Consider the following 18,555-nt stretch of genomic DNA (forward strand, 5'->3'; position numbering starts at 1 on the left):
ATCCGGCCATGAGCGAGTGCATTCCTCTGTGCAATGCTGGTGAGCTGGTCGAAGGGGGCCGCGCCGTGCCGTTCGACGTGGTGCATGCGGGGCAGACCTGCCGCGCCTTCGCTGTCCGGTTCGAAGGAGTCGCGCATGCCTACCTGAATCGCTGCAGCCACGTGGCGATGGAGCTGGACTTCCAGCCCGATCGCTTTTTCGACGACAGCGGTCAGTGGCTCCTCTGCGCGACGCACGGCGCGGTCTACAAGCCCGACACCGGCGAATGCGTCGGCGGCCCGTGTCGCGGAGGCCTGGTGAAGATCGCGCTCAGCGAGCGTGACGGTGTCGTGCACTGGCATACTGACTGGAACCTCCAACCTCTCGCTTTCTGACATGACAGATTCAAACCGCACGGAGCCCGAAGGTTTCGAACCCTTCGATCGCGCCGCGCCTTCACCAACCGCCCAGGGGGGCTCGAGAAACATGTCGAGAAACGACCCGACCCAGCAACCGGGATGGGAGCGCGCGACGCTGGAGAAGCTCGCCTTCGCCGCGCTCAAGGAACAGAGAGCCGCGCGCCGCTGGCGGACCTTCACACGCCTGGCGTGGCTGACCTTCTTCGTCGCGCTGACGTGGTTCGTGATCGCGCGAGGTTCGCAGACGGCGGCCAAGACGACGGCGCACACCGCCGTGATTGAAATCAAGGGCGAAATCGCCGACGGCGCCGATGCGAGCGCGGAGTTCGTCGTCGCGGCGATGAAGACCGCGTTCGAGGACGAGGGCGCCAAGGGCGTGATCCTGCTCATCAATTCGCCGGGCGGCAGCCCGGTGCAGGCCGGCATCATCAATGATGAGATCAAGCGCATGCGGGCCAAGTACAACAAGCCGATCTATGCGGTGGTCGAGGAGACCTGTGCTTCTGCCGCTTACTACATCGCGGCAGCGACCGACAAGATCTTCGTCGACAAGGCCAGCATCGTCGGCAGCATCGGCGTGCTGATGGACGGCTTCGGGTTCACCGGGATCATGGAGAAGGTCGGCGTGGAGCGCAGGCTCCTGACGGCCGGGGAGAACAAGGGATTCCTCGACCCGTTCAGCCCGATGAGCGACGCCCAGCGCGCGCATGCGCAGCAGATGCTCGACCAGATCCACACGCAGTTCATCGACGTGGTGAAGACCGGTCGTGGCGATCGGCTCAAGGTCAATTCGCCGGGCCTCTTCAGTGGGCTGTTCTGGAGCGGCCAGCAGGCCATCGAGCTCGGCCTGGCGGACCAGCTCGGCAACGTGGACTACGTCGCGCGCGAAGTGATCAAGGCCGAAGAACTCATCGACTACACCCGCCGCGACAACGTGGCCGAGAAGCTGGCGAAGAAATTCGGTGCCGCCCTCGGCGATGCGTCGGTTCGCGCGTTGCGCACGGCGCCGGCGCTGCGGTGAATCAGGCCGAGTCGGCCGAATTGGCGTAGCGCGCGGAAGCCCCGAGCGCTGCCGCAAAGGCCACCACCACGTACAGCGCGGCGGTCAACGAGCTGATCTGCGCCAGGAAGCCGATCATCGGCGGCCCCGCCATGAAGCCCAGATAAGCCGCCGCCGAAACCGCCGCAATGCCTTGCGCCGGCTCGACCCCTGGCACGCGCGCCGATGCCGCGAAAAGAACTGGCACCACATTCGCGAAGCCGACGCCGACCCCCGCGAATCCGGCGAGCGCAACCCAGGAATTGCTGGTGATCAGGACGAGCGTCATCGAAGCAGCAGCCAGCAGCGCGCTGCCGCGCAGAAGCACGGCGGGTGCGAATCGGGCCCGCATCGCGTCGCCGCCGAATCGCGCCAGTGCCATGGCCGCAGAGAAGCTCCCATAGGCAAGCGCCGCCTGTTGCTGCGCGCTGCCGAGTTCCTGCTGGAGGTACAGCACGCTCCAGTCGTAGATCGCGCCTTCGGCGATCAGGCCCAGCGCGGCCAGAAGACCCAGCACGGCCAGGGCGCCGCGCGGCAGGCGAAAGCCCTCGTCGGAGCGCGGAAACGCAGTGGCCTCCTTCGGCAGCATCCACCGCGATGAAAGCGCGATCGTGAGCGCCATCGCAACGGCGACGAGTGTCAAGTGGTGCTGCGGCACCATGCCTGCGGCGATTGCAGCGCCTCCGCTGGTCGCGCCGACCATCCCGCCGAGGCTGAACATGCCGTGCATGCCGCTCATCAGCGGCTTTCCGATGCGCAATTCCAGCTGCGCGGCTTCTGTGTTGATGGCCACATCGAACACACTCGTCGCGATGCCGAATACGGCGAGCAATGCGAGCACGGCGATGAAGCTTGGCGCGAGCAGCAGGCTGGAGAGCAGGAGCGCGTAGATGCAACCGCAGACCGCCGCCATGCGGCGCGCACCGTGGCGGCCGATCCAGCGGCTTGCCTGGGTCAGGCCCAGCAATGCGCCAACACCCGCGGCGAGCATCGCGAAGCCGAGTTGCGCTTCGTTGACGTGGTAGTGCGCCTTCACCGTGGGGATATGCACGCCCCACGTGGCAAAGACGAAACCGGAGCAGAAGAATTGCGCGCGCGAGGCCCAGCGCATCCGTGCGGAGGTGACCGTCATCGTCGAGCGCGGGCCTAGCGACCGATCGCGAACACGGCTGGCATGCGTTCGTCCTGCGGGCCTGGCATTGCGCGCCATGCCTTCACGGTGTGGCTGCGAATCCGGGATGATGAGAGCGTCAGGCCGCTGGCGACTGCCAGACGGGTGTTGTGCTGCAGCGTCTGCGTCAGGGCCTGCAGCAGTGCGGCGTTTCGGTACGGGGTTTCGATGAAGAGCTGGGTCTGGCCCGTTTTGAGTGCCAGCGCCTCCAGTTCACGGATCCGGCGGATTCGAGCATCCGCGTCCTGCGGCAGGTAGCCGACGAAGGCGAAGTTTTGCCCGTTGAGCCCGCTGGCGGCGAGCGTGAGCAGCAGTGACACGGGGCCGACGAGCGGCACGACCGTGATGCCAAGTTCGTGCGCGGCCCTGGCGACGGACGAACCGGGATCGGCGACGGCAGGCATGCCGGCTTCGCTGAGCAGCCCGATGTCATGGCCGTTGAGCGCCGCGGCAAGAAGCGGTCGGGCGTCGAACTGCCCGCCGTGATCGCCCTTCTTGTGGACCTCGCGCGGAAGTTCCTGGATCTGCTGCGCCTGGAGCGGTGCCGCAAGGGGCGTGACCACGTCGATGCGTTTGAGATAGGCGCGCGCCGATTTGGCGTTCTCGCAGATCCAGTGAGTGATGCGTGCGGCGGCTTGCAGCGTGCCGAGCGGCAGGGTTTCCTGGATATCCGGCTGTTCGTCGCACCCGAAGTCCAGCGGGGCAGGGACGAGGTATAGCTTGCCGTGGGTCTGGTCGTTCACAGCAGGTCGACTCCAGCGGCTCGCAGCATGCGGGCAGTGCGAATCAGCGGCAGGCCGACGAGTGCGGTTGGATCGTCGCTCTCGATGGCGTCGAGGAGCGCGATGCCCAGGCCTTCGCTCTTGGCGCTCCCGGCGCAGTCATAGGGCTGTTCGGCGACGAGATAGCGTTCGATCGCTGCGTCACTGAGGTCGCGGAAGACCACACGCACGGGCGCGAGGTCGCATTGCTCGAATGAGGTCGCCTGGCAAACCACGGCCACGGCAGTCTGGAAGATCAGCGTCTGACCGCGCATGCGGCGCAACTGTGCCGATGCGCGCGCATGGTCCCCCGGCTTGCCGAGGGGCTCGCCGGCAAGGTCGGCAACCTGGTCCGATCCGATCACCACGGCTTCCGGGAAGCGGCGCGCGACAGCGCGGGCCTTCTCGAGCGCAAGCCGCTGCGCGAGCGCGCGTGGCGCTTCGCCCTCGAGCGGGGTTTCGTCGACTTCCGGCGCCTGCACCTCGAAGGGCAGATGCAGGCGGAGCATGAGTTCCCGGCGGTATCGCGAGGTCGAGGCGAGGATCACTTGGCGTTGCATGGCCGCGATTGTGCGCGAGCGGTTTAGACTGGCCGGATGACGAGAGAATTTGTCCCTGGCCGACTCGACGTGAATGGTTTTGCCGAAGCCGGTGCCTCCATCTCCGGGAGCGAGTTCGTGCGGAGCTACCGGCGACTGCATGCCGAGTTGCTCGAGCCGCGTGACGACCTGGCAGTGCAGTGGGCGGCGACCGGGGAGCGCCGGAGCAGTGCCGATGGCAGCGCCGTGCCATGGGTGCATCTGACGGCACGCGCGCTGGTTCCCATGGTTTGTCAGCGCTGCCTTGCGGAGGTCGACGTGGGGCTCGATGTCGATCGGTGGTTCCGCTTCGTCTCGGACGAGACCATTGCCGCTGCGGAAGACGAGGAGGCCGAGGAGGACGTCCTGGTCGCCAGTCGGGACTTCGATCTGCACGGTCTCATCGAGGACGAACTCCTGATGGAAATCCCGGTGACGCCGCGCCACGAGGTATGTCCCGAACCGGCAAGGCTGTCGGCGATCGATCCCGATTTCGACGCGGCGGAAGGCGAGAAGCCGAATCCGTTCGCGGTGCTCAAGCAATTGAAGTCGGACGAGGGCAAATAGAGGTGCGGGCGAGAGGGGTGGCGCTCTTTGGTGCCACTAGGCTATAATCATGGGCTTCGCGCGCGCCGCCGCTAGTGCTTTTAGAGCGTTATCGCCGCCTCGCATGCCCGCCAACCCACCCGAATACATCCAGGAGCCATCATGGCCGTCCAGCAAAACAAGAAGTCGCCGTCGAAGCGCGGCATGCACCGCTCGCACAATGCGCTGGGCGTGCCCGGCATCGCCGTCGAGCCCACGACCGGTGAAACCCACCTGCGTCACCACATCAGCCCGAACGGTTTCTACCGCGGTCGCAAGGTTCTCAAGACCAAGTCCGAAGCCTGAGACCGTTTCAAGGTCGAGGCCCGAAGCTACTTTTCCCGTAGCGTCGGGCCTTTGTTTTGATGGCTACGCCGTCTGCACCTTTGTCTGCGCCGTCCGTGATCACGCTTGCCGTTGATTGCATGGGTGGCGACCATGGGCCGCGCGTCACACTCGCGGCCTGCCGTGGCTTTCTCGAGCGACATCCCGAGGCGTCGCTGCTTCTCGTCGGAATTCCCGACGCACTTTCCGGCTTTTCCCATCCCCGGGCGACGGTCGTCGCGGCCACCGAGGTTGTCGGCATGGACGATCCCATCGAAATCGCACTTCGCAAGAAGAAGGATTCGTCGATGCGCGTCGCCATCCAGCAGGTGAAGGATGGGGCCGCCCAGGCAGCCGTCTCCGCCGGTAACACGGGCGCGCTGATGGCGATCGCCCGATACCTCCTCAAGACGCTGGACGGCATCGACCGCCCGGCGATTGCGCCCCAGTTGCCCAACAGCAAGGGCGGTGCGACAACCGTCCTGGATCTGGGCGCGAACGTGGATTGCGACGCGGAAGATCTTCTGCAGTTTGCGGTGCTGGGTTCGGCGCTGGTCTCGGCGCTGACCGGCAACGAGTCCCCCAGCGTGGGTCTGCTGAATGTCGGCGAGGAAGCGATCAAGGGCAGCGAAACGATCAAAAAAGCGAGTCAACTGCTTCGAAAAGCGGCCAACTCCCAGGATCTCAACTTCTACGGCAACGTGGAAGGCAACGACATCTTCAAAGGCACGACCGACATCGTCGTGTGCGACGGTTTCGTCGGCAATGTGACGCTCAAGGCCACCGAGGGCGTTGCTTCGATGATCGTTGATTTCCTGCGTATCGAATATTCCAACGGCCTCTTCAGCAAATTTGCTGCAATCGTCTCCTATCCGGTTCTAAAAGCGCTTAAAAGACGCCTTGATCACCGCAGGTACAACGGCGCTGCCTTGCTCGGGCTTCGTGGGCTGGTCTTCAAGAGCCATGGCTCTGCTGACGAGGTGGCTTTTGGGCATGCCTTGGATCGCGCTTATGATGCCGCTCGCAACAACCTGCTCGATCGCGTGCGGGCCCGCATCGCCCATGCAGCACCTTTGCTTGCGCGGCAAGAACCTGCGGCCGCCGACGCGGCAGCGCTTCACGTCTGATGACATCTTTTTCTCGCATTACCGGCACCGGCAGTTACCTGCCGCCTCGCCGCGTGACCAATGACGATCTGGCGCGGGACCTCGCCGGTCGCGGCATCGAGACCTCCGATCAATGGATCATCGAGCGCACCGGCATCAAGGCCAGGCATTTCGCTGCCCCTGATGTGACCAGCAGCGATCTCGGGCTGGAAGCCGCCAAGGCTGCTCTCGAGGCCGCCGGCCGAAGCGCAGCCGAGGTCGATCTGATCATCGTCGCGACCTCCACGCCGGACATGGTGTTCCCGTCCGTTGCGGCCATTCTTCAGAGCAAGCTGGGCATAGCCGGCTGTCCCGCGTTCGACGTGCAGGCCGTCTGCAGCGGCTTCGTCTATGCGCTGACGGTCGCCGACGCGATGATCCGCACGGGCAGCGCCAAGTGTGCGCTCGTTGTCGGCGCCGAGGTGTTCTCGCGGATCCTGGATTTCAACGATCGCACCACGTGTGTGCTTTTCGGCGATGGCGCCGGCGCGGTGGTTCTCGAAGCCAGCGCCGAACCGGGAATTCTGGCCACCGACCTGCACGCCGACGGCAAGCACGTCGGCATCCTGTGCGTGCCGGGCAACGTGTCTGGCGGCTCCGTGCTTGGAACCCCATTCCTCCACATGGACGGACAGGCGGTGTTCAAGCTCGCGGTGCGCGTGCTGGAAGACGCGGCGCGCACGACCTTGCAAAAGGCCGGCAAGACCGATCAGGACATCGATTGGCTGATCCCCCACCAAGCCAACATCCGCATCATGGAAGGCACCGCCAGGAAGCTCAAGCTTCCTCGCGAGAAGCTGATCGTGACCGTCGACGAGCATGGCAACACGTCGGCGGCATCGGTTCCGTTGGCGCTCGACCACGCAGTGCGATCCGGCAAGGTCAAGAAGGGTGACACCCTCATGCTTGAAGGCGTGGGCGGCGGATTCACCTGGGGCGCGGTGCTGCTGAACTATTGAAGTGAAGTGCGCATCGCCGCGGCGGCGCATATGGAGCCAAGAACAATGAAGTCTTTCGCATTTGTCTTCCCGGGGCAGGGTTCGCAGTCGGTCGGCATGCTCGACGCCTGGGGCGGTCATCCCGCGGTCGCCGAGACGCTTCGCGAAGCGTCGGACGCGCTCGGCGAGGATGTGGGTCGCCTCATCCATGAGGGCCCCAAGGAAGCCCTTGCGCTGACCACCAATACCCAGCCAGTGATGCTTGTCGCCGGCGTCGCCGCATGGCGAGCCTGGCTGGCGGAAGGTGGAGAGCGCCCGTCCGTCGTGGCTGGGCATTCGCTCGGCGAGTACTCTGCGCTGGTCGCTTCCGGCGTGCTGACTCTGGCTCAGGCGGCTCCCTTGGTGCGCTTCCGCGCACAGGCCATGCAGCAGGCGGTTCCCGTGGGCGCCGGCGCGATGGCGGCCATCCTGGGCATGGATGCCCAGAAGGTGAAGGCGGGTTGCGCCGAGGCGGCGGCCAGTTTCGGTCCCGGCAGCGCCGAGGTCGTCGAGGCGGTGAATTTCAATGATCCGATGCAGACGGTGATCGCCGGCAGCAAGGCCGCCGTCGAGAAGGCCTGCGAAGTCCTGAAGGCGAACGGCGCCAAGCGCGCGCTGCCGTTGCCGGTTTCCGCTCCCTTCCACTCCAGCCTGATGAAGCCCGCGGCGGAAGCGCTGCGCGAGCGCCTCGCTTCGGTGACGTTCCTTGCGCCGCAGATCCCCGTGGTCAACAACATCGACGTGGCAGTCGTGACCGATCCTGAATCGATCCGTGACGCGCTCGTGCGTCAGGCCGCTGGCCCCGTGCGCTGGGTCGAAACGGTGCAGGCCTTGAGGGCACGCGGTGTCGACGCCGTGATCGAATGCGGTCCTGGCAAGGTGCTGGCCGGCATGGCCAAGCGGATCGCTCCCGAATTGGCTGCAGCGTCGGTGTATGACACGGCGAGTCTGGCCGAGACCCGACATCTGCTCGCTGCTTGAGCGTTGATCTTCCAGAGTTATTCCATGAGCACTCTCAAATTTGAAGGACAGGTCGCCTTGGTGACCGGAGCGTCTCGCGGCATCGGCGCCGCCATCGCGCTCGAGTTGGCCCAGCGCGGCCTCAGGGTCATCGGAACAGGCACGACGGAAGACGGTGCCGCAAAGATCACCGCGGCGCTGAGTGCCTACGGTGGTCGCGGTTGCGCGCTGGACGTCAATGACGGCGCCGCGGTCGAAGCGCTGATCGATGAAATCGTCAAGGTCTACGGAGCCATCCATGTGCTCGTCAACAATGCCGGCATCACGCGCGACACGCTCGCGATGCGGCTCAAGGATTCCGATTGGGATGCCGTTCTCGACACGAATCTCAAGGCTGTCTTCCGGCTGTCGCGCGCCGTGATCCGACCCATGATGAAGCAGCGCTACGGGCGCATCATCAGCATTACCAGCGTGGTCGGTGCTTCGGGCAATGCGGGGCAGGCCAACTACGCGGCCGCAAAGGCCGGCGTTGCGGGCATGACGAGGGCGCTGGCGCGCGAACTCGGCAGCCGCAGCATCACGGTCAATTGTGTTGCGCCGGGTTTCATCGAGACCGACATGACGGCCAGCCTGCCGGAGGCTCAGCAGCAAGCCCTGCTGGCCCAGATCCCCCTCGGTCATCTTGGCAAGCCTGCCGACATCGCCCATGCCGTCGCGTTCCTTGCGTCTCCCCAGGCGGCCTACGTCACCGGTCAGGAACTGCACGTCAACGGCGGTATGCACATGTAAGCCGCCAACGCAATACCTTCAGCCTACGGTCGAGCGGCAAATGCCACAATCCGGCCGGCTAAAATCCACCGATTACTTACAACCCTCAGAGGGAACCAAATGAGCGATATCGAAGCACGTGTCAAGAAAATCATTGCCGAACAACTCGGCGTTGAAGAGTCCCAAGTCACCAATGAAAAGGCTTTCGTTGCTGACCTCGGCGCTGACTCGCTCGACACGGTCGAACTCGTGATGGCGCTCGAAGACGAGTTCGGCATCGAAATTCCGGACGAGGACGCCGAGAAGATCACCACGGTGCAAAACGCCGTCGACTACGCCACCAAGAATCAAAAGGCCTGATCGGCCACGCTGAGATACCGTTCCTTCGGCCCGCGGCGTTGATGCTTGCGATGGCCCTGCAGCGGTCTCAGTGCTTCCAGAAAGGTTTGCCGGCATGACCAAACGCCGCGTCGTTGTGACCGGGCTCGGTTGCCTCGCTCCTGTCGGAAACACGGTCACCGAATCCTGGGCCAATTTGTTGGCCGGGAAGTCGGGTATCGACACCATCACCAAGTTCGACGCGAGCGGCTTCGCCTGCAAGTTTGCGGGCGAAGTGAAGGATTTCGACATCAAGCAGTACATCTCCGAGAAGGAAGCGCGCCACATGGATCGCTTCATTCATCTCGGGCTTGCCGCCGCCATGCAGGCGGTGCAGGACAGCGGTCTGCCTACCGGCGACGCACTGTCGGAAGAAGAGGCCGTGCGCATCGGGTGCAATATCGGCTCCGGTATTGGTGGTCTCCCCCTCATCGAGGAAACCCACGCCGAACTGGTGAATCGCGGTCCGCGCCGCGTGTCGCCGTTCTTCGTCCCGGCTTCGATCATCAACATGATCTCGGGTCATGTTTCGATCCAGTACGGATTCAAAGGCCCGAACATTGCAGTGGTGACCGCGTGCACCACCGGCTTGCATGCGATCGGTACGTCCGCGCGCATGATCGAGTACGGCGATGCCGATGTGATGATCGCCGGCGGCGCTGAGTCCACCGTCTCTCCGCTCGGATTGGGCGGCTTTGCCGCGGCGCGTGCCTTGTCCACCCGCAACGACGATCCCAAGACGGCGTCCCGCCCATGGGACAAGGATCGTGACGGCTTCGTCCTGGGCGAGGGCGCGGGCGTGCTGGTGCTCGAGGAATACGAACGTGCGAAAGCTCGTGGCGCCAAGATCTATGCCGAGGTTTCAGGGTTCGGGATGAGCGGCGACGCATTTCACATGACGGCGCCGAACGTGGACGGGCCGCGGCGGTCCATGGAAATGGCCTTGGCCAATGCGGGCGTCAATCCAGACCAGGTGCAGTACATCAACGCCCATGGGACGTCGACCCCGCTCGGCGATTTGAACGAGACCAATGCAATCAAGAACGCATTCGGCGACCACGCCAGAAGGCTCGTTGTCAATTCGACCAAGTCCATGACCGGCCACCTGCTGGGCGGCGCCGGCGGCATCGAGTCGGTGTTTACCGTGCTGGCGCTGCATCATCAGAAGAGCCCGCCGACGATCAACATCTTCAATCAGGATCCTGAGTGCGATCTCGACTATTGCGCCAATGAAGCGCGCGACCTGAAGATCGACATCGCGGTCAAGAACAACTTCGGGTTTGGCGGCACCAACGGAACGCTGGTGTTCAAGCGCGTTTGATCCTCTTCCATCCCCATGCATAGCGCCCCATCGGTGATTTATCCGGTGGGGCGCTCGCGCAATGCGGAGCGGCTCTTGCTCGTTCTGTGGGTGCTTGGCGTGTCCGCCGTCGTCGTTGCCGCCATCCAATCGCCCGGGATCGACTGGCGGGACGGCATGCTGCTTCTTTGCGCGATCATTGCGACGGTGGCGGCGTGGACGGGGGTGTTTCGTACTTCAGGCTGCGCGAATCTGATCTTCGACGGCCAATCCTGGTCGATGTCCGGCGGCATCGACTTGCCCACCGCGCAGGTCGCCGTGATGCTGGACTTGCAGCAGTTGCTGCTCGTCCGACTCAGGGAGCCGCTCGGCGCGACCCGGTGGATTTGGGTCGAGCGCGATGCCATGCCCCATCGGTGGCGAGATTTGCGCCGTGCGCTATATTCGCGCGCCATTCCAACGGAAGCGGCGGTCAGCACGCCCGAATCCGTCTCGGCCGACGCGCACCACCTCTCGCCATGACAGCTTCACCGCCGCCAGTTCCACCGGATGCCGGTCCGGCAGGTGCGCCCGCCGAAGCGGTTAGGCCGGGCGAAGTCGACTTTCAGCTGGTCCAGAGAACCGTCGCGGGCGACCAGAAGGCGTTCGAGCTGCTTGTCGTGAAGTACCAGCGCCGGATAGAGAGGTTGATCGGCCGCATGGTGCGGGACGTCAACCTGATCGAGGATATCGCCCAGGAAACCTTCATCCGTGCCTACCGGGCGCTGCACCAGTTTCGCGGCGAGGCTCAGTTCTATACCTGGCTCTATCGGATCGCCGTGAATACCGCCAAGAAGGCGTTGGTCGACATGAAGCGGGATCCGACCGTGACCGAGAGCGCCTTGCGTTCGTCTTCCGAAGAGGACGATGAAACTTACCGGCCCGGAAACGAACCAATCAGCGACGAGACCCCCGAGTCCGTGCTGGCGGCCAATGAAATTGCGGCGGCTGTCGAGGCGGCCATGGAAGCGCTGCCGGCTGAGCTCCGGCAGGCGGTGACGCTGCGAGAAATCGAGGGTATGAGTTACGAAGAAATCGCCGAGGTCATGAATTGTCCGATCGGCACCGTGCGATCGCGGATTTTCCGGGCCCGCGAGGCGATTTCTGCCAAGGTCAAGCCTTTGCTGGACAACCAGTCCGGCAAGCGATGGTAAGCAGGTGAATGAAATGAAGCACACAAACACAGTTCGTGAGCAGGTGTCGGCGCTTGCTGATGGCCATTTGCGAGGCGAGGAATTTGCCCATTTGGTCGGCAGCATTGGCGCTGACGAGGAATTGCGTGCGACGTGGCAGACCTATCACCTCGTCGGCGATGTACTTCGTTCGGGCTTTCACGCGCCGTGCAGCGACACGACAACCTTCCTTTCGCGATTCCAGGATCGGCTGGCGGCGGAGCCCCCGCTGCAAGCCGTGGCATCGTTGCCTGAAGCGCAGCCTGTGCAGCGTTCGCGCGTGGAGGCGGCCAACGAGCCTGTCTTCCGCTGGAAGCTCGTCGCCGGGGCGGCATCGCTGGCGGCTGCAGCGGCCATCGGTTGGAACTGGGTTGGCATCGAGGGATCCCGTGCGTCCGGGACACAGTTGGCACAGCAACAGGCCGCCCCTGCTGCGATGGTCGCGACAGCCAATGTCACCCCTGCGCCGGTCCAAACCCTTGTCCCTGCGCGAGTCCTGGTCGGAAACGGCAATCCGCAGGTCATGCTGCGTGATCCGCGACTCGACCAGTTGCTCGAAGCCCACCAGCAGGTCAGTGGCGCATCGCAGCTGCCGTCAGGGTTCCTGCGCAATGCCACCTTCGAAAGGCCTTCGCGCTGAGCGCTTGCATCTGCGATGAGTGTTTCGATTCCAATCCCCGAGCGTCGCTACATGATCCTTGCCGCTGCACTGTGCGCGGCACAGGCGGCAACGGCGCAGACCCGGAGCACCGCGCCGCCGGCAAAGGCAAGCCCTGGCAATGGCGAAGCGCCAACCCTCGGGGTCGTCGAATGGCTCCAGCGCATGCATGCGGCGTCGAGGCAGCGCAGCTACGCCGGCACCTTTGTCGTTTCGGCGGAAGCCGGCGATCTCTCGAGCGCGCGCATCTGGCACGTTTGCGAAGGCGATCTTCAGATGGAGCGCATCGAGGCGCTTTCCGGGCCGCCTCGGTCGACGTTCCGGCGCAATGACCGCGTCGTCACCTTCCTGCCTGAATCGAAGGTGGTCAAGAGCGAGAAGAGGGAGAACCTGGAGCTGTTTCCGAATCTCATCGGTGCGCCGGACTCGTCCATCGCCGACTTCTACGTCGCGCGGGTCGTGGGAAAGGGGCGCGTCGCCGGCTTTGATGCCGACGTGGTTCTGCTGGAGCCTCGAGACGAGTTCCGATTCGGTTACCGGGTGTGGAGCGAACGACGATCCGGCCTGGTCGTGAAGCTGCAGACGCTCGATCGCGACAACAAGGTCATAGAACAGTCGGCCTTCTCCGAGCTGCAACTCGACGTGCCGATCAAGGTTCATGCCCTGAACCAGATGATGACCAGCACCTCGGGCTATCGCGTGGAGAAATCGGAGCTTGAACGTACGTCGCCGCAGCGCGAGGGCTGGACACTCAAGAAGCCGGTTGCGGGGTTCAAGCCGGTCAATTGCTATCGGCGTCCGGCTGGCGGCGAATCGCAGGGACACACGATGCAGTGGACCTTCTCGGATGGCCTCGCTTCCGTGTCGCTTTTCCTGGAGCCTTACGATGCCCAGCGCCAGGCCAAAGAGGTCCTGCTTGCGCTCGGCGCCACTTATACGCTGACGCGCCGATTGACCGACAAGGACGGGGGTTGGTGGCTGACCGCGGTGGGCGAAGTGCCGCCGCAGACTTTGGATGCATTCGCCCAAAGCCTCGCTCGTGCGCGTTGAGCCGTCGCTCATGGATGTTGTTGTGTCCAAGCTCTTAGACGAAAGAAGTTGATGATGCTCAAGTTCGAGAGGAACAAGCTCCGTTCATGCGTGCTGGCCTGTGCGCTGGCTGTCGTGTCGACCACTGGGCTGTTGCCAACGTCGCCTGCATTCGCGCAGGCGCGCGTCCTTCCCGACTTCACTGACTTGGTCGACCAGGTCGGGCCGGCCGTGGTGAACATCCGCACGGTGGAGAAAGTTGCCCAGGGAAGCGGCAACCCGGAAGTGGACGAGGAGATGCAGGAGTTCTTCCGGCGCTTCTTCGGCCAGCCGATGCCGGGTATTCCTCGCCAGGGACGCCCCAACAACCGCCCGGCGCCTCAAGAGGAGGAGCGCCCGCGAGGTGTCGGGTCCGGCTTCATTCTTTCCCCGGACGGCTTCGTGATGACCAACGCGCACGTGGTCGACGGTGCTTCCGAAGTTCTGGTGACGCTGCCGGACAAGCGCGAATTCAAGGCCAGGATCGTTGGCGCCGACAAGCGCACTGACGTTGCCGTGGTGAAGATCGATGCGACTGGCCTTCCCGCCGTCAAGGTCGGTGACGTGTCGAAGCTGCGCGTTGGCGAATGGGTGATGGCAATCGGCTCGCCCTTCGGCCTCGAGAACACCGTGACCGCTGGCATTGTCAGCGCCAAGCAGCGCGACACCGGCGACTACCTGCCGTTCATCCAGACCGACGTTGCCATCAATCCCGGCAATTCCGGCGGCCCGCTGATCAACATGCGTGGAGAGGTCGTCGGCATCAACAGCCAGATCTATTCGCGCTCCGGCGGGTTCATGGGGATCTCGTTCTCGATCCCGATCGACGAGGCGATCCGCGTGAGCGACCAGCTGCGCGCATTCGGCCGCGTGTCGCGCGGGCGGATCGGTGTGCAGATCGATCAGGTCACCAAGGACGTGGCCGAGTCCATCGGCCTCGGCAAGGCGCAGGGCGCACTCGTTCGCGGCGTCGAAGCCGGTTCGCCGGGCGAGAAGGCCGGTATCGAGCCTGGCGACATCATCACCAAGTTCGACGGCAAGTCGATCGAGAAGCCGAGCGATCTGCCGCGTCTCGTGGGGAACACCAAGCCCGGAACCAAGAGTTCGGTGACCGTCTTCCGTCGCGGCAACCTGCGCGACCTGAACGTGACCATTGCCGAGATAGAGCCGGACAAGCCTGCCAAGCGTGCCTCGGATCGAGATGAATCGACAGGCAAGGCGCCTGCATCCGCGGCTGCGAAGTCGATGGGTCTCGCACTGAGCGATCTCCCCGATGCGCAGAGGCGGGAACTCAAGCTCAAGGGGGGCGTGAAGGTCGATTCCGCGACCGATGCAGCAGCTCGTGCGGGCCTGCGCGAAGGTGACGTCATTCTGGCCATCAGCAACACGGAGGTGTCGAGCGTCAAGGAATTCGAGGCCGCACTCGCGAAGGCAGACCGGAGCAAGCCGGTCAGTCTGCTTTTCCGCCGGGGTGATTGGGCGCAGTACGCGCTGGTTCGCCCTGCACGCTGATCACGCCGAAGGCGTCAAGTGGCCCCATCCCGCAGTCGGGTTTGGGGCCATTTTTTCGACGCTGTCGCGCCACGGCCGCACTGCCGAGAAAAATTTTTAAGACCGCCCGGACTGCCCAATCGGTTAGTGAAAACTAACTTAAGGGACTTCTAATGATGGATTTCGGTAGAATAGGGACCCCGCAGCCGCCGGACACCGCATAAGCCGACGTGGGTTCTTCACGATGCGAGATACCTGCAGTCCGTCCACCGACGGTCCACAGTTCGCCCACAAGTTGTTAAGCGATTGCTCCACCGATGCTGTTGATAAGTTGTTTATAAGTGTGATGTTGCTGACCTGCAACGACCGTCCGAGGGCCTTGGCCCGACTGTACGCGCCCCCCTTTTTGCCTACAATGAAGTTCCAACTACTGCAGTTGCCATTGCTTGTTGGTTCAGGGCGCGTCTCTTGTGGACGCGCCCTTTTTTCTTGTCCGTAGCCTGTTGCGCCCGAGCCAATTCAAGTACTTAAGCGTTCCCGTTGATGAATCACATCAGAAATTTTTCGATCATTGCGCACATCGATCATGGCAAGTCGACGCTTGCTGATCGCTTGATCCAACGTTGCGGTGGTCTCGCCGAGCGCGAGATGGAAGCGCAAGTGCTCGACTCAATGGACATCGAGAAAGAGCGTGGGATAACCATCAAGGCGCAGACCGCTGCGCTGCACTACAAGGCACTCGATGGACAGATCTACAACCTCAATCTGATCGATACGCCGGGGCACGTCGACTTCTCGTATGAAGTGAGTCGATCGCTCTCTGCATGCGAAGGTGCGTTGCTCGTCGTCGATGCGAGCCAGGGCGTTGAAGCGCAGACCGTCGCGAACTGCTACACCGCGCTCGACCTCGGCGTTGAAGTGGTGCCCGTGCTCAACAAGATGGATCTGCCGCAGGCGGATCCCGACAACGCGAAGGCCGAGATCGAGGACGTGATCGGCATCGATGCAACCGATGCCATTCCGTGTTCAGCGAAGACCGGCATGGGCATCGACGAGATTCTTGAAGCGATCGTCGCCAAGGTGCCGGCGCCGCGCGGCAATCCCGACGGACCTCTGCGCGCCATGATCGTCGACAGCTGGTTCGATGCCTACGTGGGCGTCGTGATGCTCGTGCGCGTCGTCGATGGCCGTCTCGCGAAGGGCGATCGCATCAAGATGATGGCATCGGGCGCCAGCTACAACGCCGACAACCTGGGCGTGTTCACGCCAGCGAACGAGGCGCGCCAGTCGCTCGAAGCGGGCGAGGTGGGCTACATCATCGCGGGCATCAAGGAACTGCAGGCCGCGAAGGTCGGCGACACGGTCACGCAGATCAAGACAGGCACCGGCGGCGCGGCGGCCACTGCGACCGAGCCTCTGCCCGGCTTCAAGGAAATCCAGCCGCAGGTGTTCGCGGGCCTCTATCCGACCGAGGCGAGCGAGTACGACTCGCTGCGCGATGCGCTCGAGAAGCTCAAGCTCAACGACTCGTCGCTCCACTACGAGCCTGAAGTCTCTCAGGCGCTCGGCTTCGGATTCCGGTGCGGCTTCCTGGGGCTGCTGCACATGGAGATCGTGCAGGAGCGCCTGGAGCGCGAGTTCGACCAGGACCTCATCACGACGGCACCCAGCGTGGTCTACCAGGTCGTGAAGAGCGACGGCGAGGTCATCATGGTCGAGAACCCGTCCAAGATGCCCGATGTCGGCCGCATGGCGGAAATCCGCGAGCCGATCGTCACGGTCCACATCTACATGCCGCAGGAGTACGTAGGGGCGGTGATGACGCTCGCCAACCAGAAGCGCGGCATCCAGATGAACATGGCCTATCACGGTCGGCAGGTCATGCTGACGTACGAGATGCCGCTCGGCGAGATCGTGCTCGACTTCTTCGACAAGCTGAAATCGGTCAGCCGCGGCTATGCGTCCATGGACTACGAGTTCAAGGAATACCGCGCGTCGGACGTCGTCAAGGTCGACATCCTGCTCAACGGCGACAAGGTCGACGCGCTGTCGATCATCGTCCACCGCAGCCAGAGCCTATATCGTTCGCGCGCGGTCGTGAGCAAGATGCGCGAGATCATTTCCCGGCAGATGTTCGACGTCGCGATCCAGGCGGCCATCGGGGCCAACATCATTGCGCGTGAGACAATCAAGGCGCTGCGCAAGAACGTGCTCGCCAAATGCTACGGCGGCGATATCACCCGCAAGCGCAAGCTGCTCGAGAAGCAGAAGGCGGGTAAAAAAAGAATGAAGCAGATCGGCTCGGTCGAGGTCCCTCAAGAGGCCTTTCTCGCCATCCTGCAAGTCGAAGACTAAAAGATGGCATTTATCACCTCATTGGTTCTCGCGGCCTTCGTCGGCTACATCGGCGCCTGGTATTTCGGTGCGGTCGAAGGCAACTTTGCCCTCCTGCTGTTCCTGGCCACCGTCGTCACCGGCATTTACTGGCTGGCCGAACGTTTCTATTTCCTTCCCAAACGGCGGCGCGCTGCGGCTTCGCTCGAGTCTTCGCTCGCGAACCGGCGCGAAGAACTTGCCCGCCAGGGCATCACCCAGGTCGACACCGTCGACGCCAAGGCGGGCGAACGACTGCTCATGCAGCCCTGGTGGCTCGATTGGACCGCGGGGCTGTTCCCCGTGATCCTCGTGGTGTTCCTGCTGCGCTCGTTCATTGCCGAGCCTTTCAAGATTCCATCCGGGTCGATGATGCCGACGCTGCTGGTCGGCGACCTGATCCTGGTCAACAAGTTCGTCTACGGCCTGCGCCTGCCGGTCATCAACACCAAGATCACCGAGGGGCGGTCCCCGGCGCGTGGCGACGTCATGGTGTTCCGCTACCCGCCCAAGCCGAGCATGGACTACATCAAGCGTGTTGTCGGCGTGCCCGGCGACGAGGTGGCCTACCTGAACAAGAAGCTGACCATCAACGGCCAGCCGGTCAGCAAGGATGCCATTCCGGACTATTTCGACGAGGAGACGATGCGCTACCTCAAGCAATACGCCGAAAACCTCAATGGCACGCAGCACAACATCCTCAATGACGATGCGCGCCGTGCCGGCCTCTCCGAGGCTGAAATCATGGCGTTCCCTTTTCAGGAGAATTGCCGCTACAGTGTTGAAGGCTTGGTGTGCAAGGTGCCCGCGGGGTATTACTTCATGATGGGCGACAACCGCGACAATTCGCTGGATTCGCGCTATTGGGGATTTGTCCCGGACCAGAACATCGTTGGCAGAGCATTCCTCATCTGGATGAATTTCAGCGACTGGCGGCGCATCGGCACATTCCAATAACTATTCAGGGCTTACATAGGGAAGAGGGCATGAAGTCTTTAGTGGCAAGAAGGAAGCAGCGCGGGATTTCGTTCATCGGGCTGCTGTTCGTGGCGATCGTCCTGGCTTGCGTCGGTGTGGTTGTGGCGCAGGTCATCCCCACTCTGATCGAATATCAGGCCATCACGAAGGCCGCGAACAAGGCGAAGGAGGGCAACACGGTGCCCGAGGTTCGCGCCATCTTCGATCGCGCCCAGGCGATCGACGACTTCACTTCCGTCACCGGCAAGGATCTCGAAGTGCGAAAGGAGGGCGACAAGGTCGTGGTCTCGTTCGCTTATGACCGCGAGATCCACCTCTTCGGGCCCGCCTACCTCCTGCTGAAGTACCGCGGCCGTTCGAGCTGATGGCCCCCCTTCCCAGGCTTGCCGCAC

General features: G+C 63.4%; 21 protein-coding genes. 18 read left to right on the plus strand and 3 right to left on the minus strand.

Annotated elements, in window-relative coordinates; translation table 11 throughout:
- Window positions 1–8: 8 nt before the first annotated feature.
- Together BLW05_RS05070 and BLW05_RS05075 are read left to right on the plus strand one after the other, a co-directional pair.
- On the plus strand, window positions 9–374 hold the full coding sequence (locus BLW05_RS05070) for a Rieske (2Fe-2S) protein (RefSeq protein WP_093160624.1): 366 nt from the start codon (window positions 9–11) through the stop codon (window positions 372–374).
- A gap of 1 nt (window position 375) precedes the next feature.
- Window positions 376–1,419 (plus strand): S49 family peptidase, encoded by a 1,044-nt coding sequence (locus BLW05_RS05075; protein WP_093160626.1) that lies wholly within the window; start codon window positions 376–378, stop codon window positions 1,417–1,419.
- A gap of 1 nt (window position 1,420) precedes the next feature.
- Here the strand turns inward: BLW05_RS05075 and BLW05_RS05080 are convergent, their stop codons facing one another.
- The 3 genes from BLW05_RS05080 to BLW05_RS05090 are packed head-to-tail and all read right to left on the minus strand — an operon-like array spanning window position 1,421 to window position 3,929.
- Window positions 1,421–2,569, minus strand: coding sequence for an MFS transporter (locus BLW05_RS05080; RefSeq protein ID WP_093160629.1), 1,149 nt, complete (start codon window positions 2,567–2,569; stop codon window positions 1,421–1,423).
- A 14-nt stretch (window positions 2,570–2,583) separates the two neighbouring features.
- Window positions 2,584–3,351 carry an SAM-dependent methyltransferase gene (locus BLW05_RS05085; protein ID WP_093160631.1) on the minus strand — a complete coding sequence of 256 codons (768 nt, stop codon included), beginning with the start codon at window positions 3,349–3,351 and terminating at the stop codon, window positions 2,584–2,586.
- Window positions 3,348–3,929, minus strand: coding sequence for a Maf family protein (locus tag BLW05_RS05090; protein WP_093160634.1), 582 nt, complete (start codon window positions 3,927–3,929; stop codon window positions 3,348–3,350). Before BLW05_RS05090 ends, BLW05_RS05085 begins: the two co-directional genes overlap by 4 nt.
- 36 nt (window positions 3,930–3,965) lie before the next feature.
- Here BLW05_RS05090 and BLW05_RS05095 point away from each other — a divergent pair, with 36 nt between their 5' ends.
- From BLW05_RS05095 to BLW05_RS05170, 16 genes are all read left to right on the plus strand, one after another.
- Window positions 3,966–4,514, plus strand: coding sequence for a YceD family protein (locus tag BLW05_RS05095; protein ID WP_093160636.1), 549 nt, complete (start codon window positions 3,966–3,968; stop codon window positions 4,512–4,514).
- A gap of 141 nt (window positions 4,515–4,655) precedes the next feature.
- Window positions 4,656–4,838 carry a 50S ribosomal protein L32 gene (rpmF, locus tag BLW05_RS05100; RefSeq protein ID WP_028248601.1) on the plus strand — a complete coding sequence of 61 codons (183 nt, stop codon included), beginning with the start codon at window positions 4,656–4,658 and terminating at the stop codon, window positions 4,836–4,838.
- A 95-nt stretch (window positions 4,839–4,933) separates the two neighbouring features.
- The gene (gene plsX, locus BLW05_RS05105) at window positions 4,934–5,983 is read left to right on the plus strand and encodes a phosphate acyltransferase PlsX (RefSeq protein WP_093160638.1); all 1,050 of its coding nucleotides are present in this window, start codon (window positions 4,934–4,936) and stop codon (window positions 5,981–5,983) included.
- Window positions 5,983–6,960, plus strand: coding sequence for a beta-ketoacyl-ACP synthase III (locus BLW05_RS05110; RefSeq protein WP_093160640.1), 978 nt, complete (start codon window positions 5,983–5,985; stop codon window positions 6,958–6,960). The genes plsX and BLW05_RS05110 overlap by 1 nt, the downstream gene beginning before the upstream one ends.
- Window positions 6,961–7,005: 45 nt before the next feature.
- Window positions 7,006–7,959 (plus strand): ACP S-malonyltransferase, encoded by a 954-nt coding sequence (fabD, locus tag BLW05_RS05115; RefSeq protein ID WP_093160643.1) that lies wholly within the window; start codon window positions 7,006–7,008, stop codon window positions 7,957–7,959.
- Between the two features lie 24 nt (window positions 7,960–7,983).
- Window positions 7,984–8,727 (plus strand): 3-oxoacyl-ACP reductase FabG, encoded by a 744-nt coding sequence (gene fabG / locus BLW05_RS05120; RefSeq protein WP_093160645.1) that lies wholly within the window; start codon window positions 7,984–7,986, stop codon window positions 8,725–8,727.
- A 99-nt stretch (window positions 8,728–8,826) separates the two neighbouring features.
- Entirely contained in the window at window positions 8,827–9,066 is a 240-nt protein-coding gene (acpP, locus tag BLW05_RS05125) for an acyl carrier protein (protein WP_007830471.1), read from the plus strand.
- Between the two features lie 94 nt (window positions 9,067–9,160).
- Window positions 9,161–10,405: a beta-ketoacyl-ACP synthase II gene (gene fabF, locus BLW05_RS05130; protein WP_093160648.1), complete on the plus strand. Its 1,245-nt coding sequence runs from the start codon at window positions 9,161–9,163 to the stop codon at window positions 10,403–10,405.
- Between the two features lie 99 nt (window positions 10,406–10,504).
- Window positions 10,505–10,906 carry a hypothetical protein gene (locus BLW05_RS05135; RefSeq protein WP_177142566.1) on the plus strand — a complete coding sequence of 134 codons (402 nt, stop codon included), beginning with the start codon at window positions 10,505–10,507 and terminating at the stop codon, window positions 10,904–10,906.
- A complete protein-coding gene (rpoE, locus tag BLW05_RS05140; protein WP_093160650.1) occupies window positions 10,903–11,577 on the plus strand; it encodes an RNA polymerase sigma factor RpoE in 675 nt (224 codons plus the stop codon). The genes BLW05_RS05135 and rpoE overlap by 4 nt, the downstream gene beginning before the upstream one ends.
- Window positions 11,578–11,590: 13 nt before the next feature.
- Window positions 11,591–12,235, plus strand: coding sequence for a sigma-E factor negative regulatory protein (locus tag BLW05_RS05145; protein ID WP_093160653.1), 645 nt, complete (start codon window positions 11,591–11,593; stop codon window positions 12,233–12,235).
- 183 nt (window positions 12,236–12,418) lie between these two features.
- On the plus strand, window positions 12,419–13,303 hold the full coding sequence (locus BLW05_RS05150) for a MucB/RseB C-terminal domain-containing protein (RefSeq protein WP_371126929.1): 885 nt from the start codon (window positions 12,419–12,421) through the stop codon (window positions 13,301–13,303).
- Window positions 13,304–13,357: 54 nt separating this feature from the next.
- Complete coding sequence (locus BLW05_RS05155; RefSeq protein WP_371126930.1) at window positions 13,358–14,833, plus strand: DegQ family serine endoprotease; 1,476 nt, start codon at window positions 13,358–13,360, stop codon at window positions 14,831–14,833.
- Between the two features lie 522 nt (window positions 14,834–15,355).
- Window positions 15,356–17,167, plus strand: coding sequence for a translation elongation factor 4 (gene lepA, locus BLW05_RS05160; protein ID WP_093160660.1), 1,812 nt, complete (start codon window positions 15,356–15,358; stop codon window positions 17,165–17,167).
- 3 nt (window positions 17,168–17,170) lie between these two features.
- Window positions 17,171–18,142, plus strand: a complete 972-nt coding sequence (gene lepB, locus BLW05_RS05165; protein ID WP_093160663.1) for a signal peptidase I — start codon at window positions 17,171–17,173, stop codon at window positions 18,140–18,142.
- A gap of 29 nt (window positions 18,143–18,171) precedes the next feature.
- Window positions 18,172–18,528 carry a DUF4845 domain-containing protein gene (locus tag BLW05_RS05170; protein WP_093160666.1) on the plus strand — a complete coding sequence of 119 codons (357 nt, stop codon included), beginning with the start codon at window positions 18,172–18,174 and terminating at the stop codon, window positions 18,526–18,528.
- Window positions 18,529–18,555 lie beyond the last annotated feature (27 nt).

This window comes from Variovorax sp. YR216, assembly GCF_900107745.1.
Lineage (GTDB): Bacteria > Pseudomonadota > Gammaproteobacteria > Burkholderiales > Burkholderiaceae_C > Variovorax.